The 5,252-nt window shown below is 50.4% G+C and carries 9 protein-coding genes; 2 read left to right on the top strand and 7 right to left on the bottom strand.

Annotation, left to right across the window (positions count from 1 at the left end):
• Positions 1-369: 369 nt before the first annotated feature.
• The 5 genes from A1355_RS08695 to A1355_RS08675 all read right to left on the bottom strand — a co-directional run bounded on the left by A1355_RS08695 (position 370) and on the right by A1355_RS08675 (position 3,529).
• Positions 370-1,062, bottom strand: coding sequence for a hypothetical protein (locus A1355_RS08695; protein ID WP_064027073.1), 693 nt, complete (start codon positions 1,060-1,062; stop codon positions 370-372).
• Positions 1,063-1,074: 12 nt separating this feature from the next.
• Positions 1,075-1,506: a hypothetical protein gene (locus tag A1355_RS08690; protein WP_139306324.1), complete on the bottom strand. Its 432-nt coding sequence runs from the start codon at positions 1,504-1,506 to the stop codon at positions 1,075-1,077.
• A gap of 78 nt (positions 1,507-1,584) precedes the next feature.
• Entirely contained in the window at positions 1,585-2,004 is a 420-nt protein-coding gene (locus tag A1355_RS08685) for a hypothetical protein (protein WP_157197807.1), read from the bottom strand.
• Between the two features lie 81 nt (positions 2,005-2,085).
• Positions 2,086-2,922 (bottom strand): trypsin-like serine peptidase, encoded by an 837-nt coding sequence (locus tag A1355_RS08680; protein WP_064027067.1) that lies wholly within the window; start codon positions 2,920-2,922, stop codon positions 2,086-2,088.
• Positions 2,923-3,025: 103 nt separating this feature from the next.
• Positions 3,026-3,529 carry an ankyrin repeat domain-containing protein gene (locus A1355_RS08675; RefSeq protein WP_064027065.1) on the bottom strand — a complete coding sequence of 168 codons (504 nt, stop codon included), beginning with the start codon at positions 3,527-3,529 and terminating at the stop codon, positions 3,026-3,028.
• 86 nt (positions 3,530-3,615) lie between these two features.
• Here A1355_RS08675 and A1355_RS26490 point away from each other — a divergent pair, with 86 nt between their 5' ends.
• Positions 3,616-3,840 (top strand): phage integrase N-terminal SAM-like domain-containing protein, encoded by a 225-nt coding sequence (locus A1355_RS26490; RefSeq protein ID WP_331710118.1) that lies wholly within the window; start codon positions 3,616-3,618, stop codon positions 3,838-3,840.
• Positions 3,837-4,067, top strand: a complete 231-nt coding sequence (locus tag A1355_RS25680; protein WP_064027062.1) for a hypothetical protein — start codon at positions 3,837-3,839, stop codon at positions 4,065-4,067. Before A1355_RS26490 ends, A1355_RS25680 begins: the two co-directional genes overlap by 4 nt.
• A gap of 189 nt (positions 4,068-4,256) precedes the next feature.
• Here the strand turns inward: A1355_RS25680 and A1355_RS25675 are convergent, their stop codons facing one another.
• Together A1355_RS25675 and A1355_RS08660 are read right to left on the bottom strand one after the other, a co-directional pair.
• Positions 4,257-4,442: a DUF5615 family PIN-like protein gene (locus A1355_RS25675; RefSeq protein ID WP_197471753.1), complete on the bottom strand. Its 186-nt coding sequence runs from the start codon at positions 4,440-4,442 to the stop codon at positions 4,257-4,259.
• On the bottom strand, positions 4,439-4,666 hold the full coding sequence (locus tag A1355_RS08660; RefSeq protein ID WP_064027060.1) for a DUF433 domain-containing protein: 228 nt from the start codon (positions 4,664-4,666) through the stop codon (positions 4,439-4,441). Before A1355_RS08660 ends, A1355_RS25675 begins: the two co-directional genes overlap by 4 nt.
• Positions 4,667-5,252 lie beyond the last annotated feature (586 nt).

Raw genomic sequence — 5,252 nt, 5'->3', positions numbered from 1 at the left:
TCCTTCAAAGATCGCTTACGAAGGATTAAATTCCGATGAACCGGAATGAGCCGAGCGTATCGGCCGTCGATCGCGGAAATGTCCGCCGCGTTTGATGGTGTGGTCGGAGAGACTCGACTGCATGACCTACCGAGCTGCCATTGAAAATGTAGGTGCGATTAGCTTGCGTAATCGCACATTTCGAGGTCAACATCCCTCCGATTACGCTATCGCTAATCGGAGCTACGCGGGCTTGCCAGCCGGTAGAAGGGAGCCAAGGTCAGGACGCATAACGTGGAGCTAACCGGCCGTCGGAGGCCGAAGGCCGGAGGGAACCTGCAAGCGCAGCTTGCAGGCGGTCCGTGTTGAGCGCAAGGTTAGACGCCGGTTTCATTCTTTGGTTGCCTCCAAGCTACCGTCGTTCTCTTCGACCCATGCTTCCAAGCGCGTAAATAGATTCGGCCAAACTGTGTTGTATTCGTGCTCAAAGACAGCGGCGCAGAGTTCCATTGCCGAGAGATGTCTTTCTTCGTACATCTCGCACATGTTGTTTGAAAACTCTGAGGCATGGGCTTCGTGGTCAACTCTTGAGTACCCAAAGCACATGCCTTCAAAGTTTGGGTGTGCGCTTTCGCATAGCGATGCGTACAAGTCGGAGATGCCAGGGTATGTTCTTTCACAGTGCTTGCTCAAGACGGTGACGATGCTTATTGCCTCGTGCCTCGTTGTTTTGTCTCTGGAGCCGAGTAATAGAAGCGTGGTTTTCCTCGAAAGTGTGTGAAAACTGAGCGTGCCTTCCAGCACTTGTGCCGTAAGTTGGTTCAGATGAATTAAGACAGCAAGCGTCTCGAATGCGCTTCTCAGGAGAATACGTGCGCCGAGAGCACGATGATTGATGTGCAGTTCATACGACTGCGTAAGCAAGTCGTTAATACGCCAGAAGGTCGTTTCGCGAAGGACAAGGCTTCGAAATGGCGCCTTCCACTTGTGTGCAACATGATTCCGAGCGACAAGGCCCGAAACCTCTACCCTTGGACAGAGTGATTGTTCCCACTTTGCGAGCGTTTCGGAGATTGCGGGCATAGGCGTCTAACGTTAAATTGAGGGGCTAGCGCAGCCAGTCCCTCTCGAATGCAAGGTTAGGCACAGATTTATGATGTCCCCAACGGTTGGATTTGTTAACTCAGCAAGCGCTTTTTCTGGAATACCTTTTTTCTTGAGAGATAAAGTTAGCGTCTCGAACTCAAGGGTGTCAGCCCACTTATGTGGATAGGCTGCATTATAGATATCAAGAAGCAGATCGTTGGGGCGTAGACGAAAAACGTCATCGTTTCGCAGTAAAAAAGCATTTTTAATATCGTCTAGTGCGTCCTCTACCACTGGTAAGTCGTTGGATGAATATATTTCAACCCATAGCTTTTTGTCAGGCACTCGGTTGCGTAGATATTCCCAGCTTGGTCGATAAATATAGCGACCAAAAGCAATGGCAATTATTGTACCGATCACAGGAATAAACCAAAGACTCATGCTGTAGCTTTCTATGCCTAACGCCAAGCTCAGCCGAGGAAGGCCGCATCGCGGCCTGACGTCGGCTGGAGCGAAGTGTTATGAGTATTTAAACGCAAAATACACCTCATCTAAATGGCCGTCACTATCAAATAAAAATTGAAGCTCTTGATCAACACACTGTAAGACGCCACTCTGAAGTAGTTTGCACTTTATCGCTTTCACTTTGAGTAATGATTCAATGTCTTCCATTTTTGCATTAGAAATTTTTTGTCCCCAAAGACTTAATGGATGGGACGTTTTAACCAGAAACATACACACCAACGAACTGTCGGTTGGATGGTCGTCAATTTCTCCACAAAACCCTATCAAGAGACCCTTGTAATACAAAAAGTTTTCTAGGTTCCCACCCATCCAATCTTCGTAGCACAACTCAGACCCTAATAGTGACTTGACGATACCGGGTGACATACCGAATTTGACTGGTCCGAGCCCTTCCGTCAAAGATATTTCGTACATGCTTTCAGCGTGGAGACTCATAACGTAGAAGTCACCGGCGCTGCGCGGCTTTATCGCGCAGCGTCCGTGTGGACTGCCGGGTTATGCGGTTTTCCATTTCGCGATGAATGCTTCAATTGTTTCAACTACGGTTTCGGCCTTGAACACGATGCCGAGGTCAATCATTTCCTTGTCGATCGCAACATCCTTTGTGCGTGTTGGTATTGGTAGGCTGACGATGTCGTTAGCGGCGGTCTTAAAGTAAACGGCGGCAACGACGCCAACGAAAAAGAACTTGATGCCCACCTTCGCTGGGCCGTTCTTAGTGCCGTAGGTACCCGACTGGTAAATGAATACGGGGCTTCCACTTGACCCGCCGAAGACTGAGGCATCAATCAAAAACTTCTTCTTCCCTTCATAGTCAATTGCGATTGGCGTTGCGGTTGTGCCTTTTCGAAGGATGGGTGTGAAATTCTTACTGTCCCAAATTCCGTTCGGATAGCCGACAAAAACTACCTCCTCAATGGCATCAAGTTCCTTTTCCTGTTCAGGCGATGGCAAGTGCTCGGTACTAACAGTGCGGTAGAAAACTTCCACTCCTTGAGTTTTCATAAACTCAACGAGAGGCACCAATGGGGTAACTGTGATGTCCGTTTCTGCGTCTGGATGGCCGTGCCAATGCGATGGGAAATTGTCGAAATCAACCCGAAAGGAATCGCCAAGTGTTGGCTTGTTCTCGGTGCCCCGAATGAACGTGACGCCGCCCTTTACGGAATCGGCAACGACATGCTTATTTGTGACGATGAACGGCCACTCTTTGTCCTCGTGCTTGTGAGCGAACAAGAAGCCAGTGCCTGAACCAGCGACGCCATCTTTGTCGACCGTATTGATTCGGACAGTTGTGAAATACAAGTTTTCAGCGAGGGAAGTTACTTCCACAGGCTCATCTCCTCCGCATAACGTAGAGCTAACCGGCGCTGCGCGGCTTTATCGCGCAGCGTCCAGCGACCAAAGGGAGCGAGGTTGAGCGCCGGGTTAGGCATCACCCGCCACCCCCAAAGTTGATCGGCTTGTGCTCAAGCCCGTCGAGGAGGGAGAAGATCTCGTCTTCGCCCTTTTCGCCGGCGGCATCTGCGGCACTTGAGCCTCTATCGTCTCGCCGATTCAGATCCGCTCCGCGAACCAATAGCAGGCGCACCGACTCCATCTCTCCAAAGGCTGCCGCACTCATCAAGGGAGTAACTCCCTGTGTCGTGGCACTGTCAACGTCTGCGCCCGCGTCGAGCAGTGCTTCCATGACTTTAGGCCAACCGATGGCTTGGTGTAGAGGAGAAATGCCATAACGGTCGCGGCGGTTAACATCAGCTCTTGCGTCGATCAGCAACCGGACGATCAGCAGGTGACCAGCCGTCGCGGCAACATGCATGGCGGTGAAACCGAAATCCGTCGTAGCATCTTTCGATGCGCCGCGACAAAGAGACGCGCTGGCTGCCGCAAAGTCGCCCTCTGTAGCCGCCTTCAGCAGGAGTTCGTCTAAATCACGCATGATGCCTAACGTAATGTATACGACATCGCTTGTCCTATAATCCAGAGCATTATGTCGTATAATCCTTTTTTCATGATGGCAAGCTATTGTTTTTGAAAGAATTCGCTCGGGCTAACGGGACATGTTATGGAAACAAATACGACATTGGCACCGCTAAAAAACGACTGGATCAGGTACGCGATAAAATTCGTTTCAAGCACTACAGTCTGAGTACCGAGGATACTTACGTCTACTGGATTAAGCAATTTATTTTGTTAACGCCGAGCGTCATCCGACGAAGATGTGAGCGGCCGAAGTCGAACGGTTCTTGACCTATCTGGCAACCGAGCGGCATGGCTCCAGCTCCACGCAAAATCAGGCTTTGTCCGCCATTCTGTTTTTGTCTAGCGATGTGTTGGCTGTTCAACTGCCTTGGTTGGATGGCTTCGATCGCTCGAAAAAGCCGCGCGGACTGCCAGTGATGTTGACGACGGCCGAAGTGCGGCAACTGCTCAAACACGCGGAATACAGCAGCAATCAACATTTTGTTGGCTTTTAGCCGATAACGAGCATTCATAAAACCAATATAACTTCAGGACTTATCAGCCAATTCCATAACCGCATGACCTTCAACCAACAATTGCAGGGCTTGTGGAAAAACTTCGTTGAACAATGCTTGTAACCGCTGATTAGTCGTATTACCGCAGGTGACCCAAAGTAATTGCGGTGGGGGTGGTTGACGCAATAGTCATTCTACAAAATCACTGTCCTTGCTGATTAAAACGATACCCTCTTGCCGAGCGCGCTCGAAAATCTCCAGATCGTCGGCATCGCGCAACCCCGGTTCACGTAGGGCATACGCCTCAACCTTGAATGTCCAGCGTAGCCAATCGGCCAGGTTAGGCGGTAGTTGGGCGTCAACCCAAAAAATCATGCGACCAGTCGTTCAAGGTTGGCTCGTCGGGCCGCGTAGAAAAGACAGGCCTGGATGTCAGCGAGTTCTAGGTCCGGGTAGTCTTGCAGAATGGTCTCATTGCTGACGCCCTCCGCCAGCATTTGTAAGATGTCACTGACCCGTATTCTCATACCGCGAATACAAGGCTTGCCACCGCATTGCAGCGGGTTGTGAGTAATTCGGCTCTCAATCAGCTCGTTCATACTATGACTATTCCAGTGCTCAATAACGTTATTTTAATTTCATCAGGCCAGAGTATATTCGTCAATAACGGCATTGGGGTATTCACCATCTACCTTTTGGCGCTCTCTGCCTTGACATATTCAAATATTGCGCGATACCGCCCCCCATACTCGAAGAACATATCAACCCAAAATATTGACGGAATATCGCCAGTCACCACGCATTAACGCTGCCATTTTGCTCGCCAAAGACCTAACCGTCAACTGAGCCGCAGGTCACCTGATCGATTGAGATTGGATGATAATCGCGGCTCATGTAATGGCCGAGCTTCGCCGATCGTCGGCGGTCTAATTCAACGGTTTATAAGCCCATTTTAGTCGGCACCGCCGCCGGATTTCACCAATCGCAGGCTCCGTAACAAAGAACGCCGGTTAGCGCGCATCCCTTGCCTATAGTCCTGTTCGAATAACGCCGGTTGCCAGCCACCGCTTGGTACCCGGATGCCATCCAACGCCTGTTAGCGCTCTAGTAAACAATGTAGCGCGTGTCTCTGAATTTAGCCTACGCTTTTGTTCTGCGGACTGCCCCATCGTCCGCCGTATCAGC

The organism is Methylomonas koyamae (assembly GCF_001644025.1).
Lineage (GTDB): Bacteria > Pseudomonadota > Gammaproteobacteria > Methylococcales > Methylomonadaceae > Methylomonas > Methylomonas koyamae_A.
This window is presented reverse-complemented; position numbering and strand designations above follow the sequence as displayed.

Coding starts and splice junctions, on each gene's coding strand:
- A1355_RS08695 (WP_064027073.1), bottom strand. CDS start 1,062: ATGCCCGCAATCTCCGAAACGCTCGCAAAGTGGGAACAATCACTCTGT.
- A1355_RS08690 (WP_139306324.1), bottom strand. CDS start 1,506: ATGAGTCTTTGGTTTATTCCTGTGATCGGTACAATAATTGCCATTGCT.
- A1355_RS08685 (WP_157197807.1), bottom strand. CDS start 2,004: ATGTACGAAATATCTTTGACGGAAGGGCTCGGACCAGTCAAATTCGGT.
- A1355_RS08675 (WP_064027065.1), bottom strand. CDS start 3,529: ATGCGTGATTTAGACGAACTCCTGCTGAAGGCGGCTACAGAGGGCGAC.
- A1355_RS25675 (WP_197471753.1), bottom strand. CDS start 4,442: ATGATTTTTTGGGTTGACGCCCAACTACCGCCTAACCTGGCCGATTGG.
- A1355_RS08660 (WP_064027060.1), bottom strand. CDS start 4,666: ATGAACGAGCTGATTGAGAGCCGAATTACTCACAACCCGCTGCAATGC.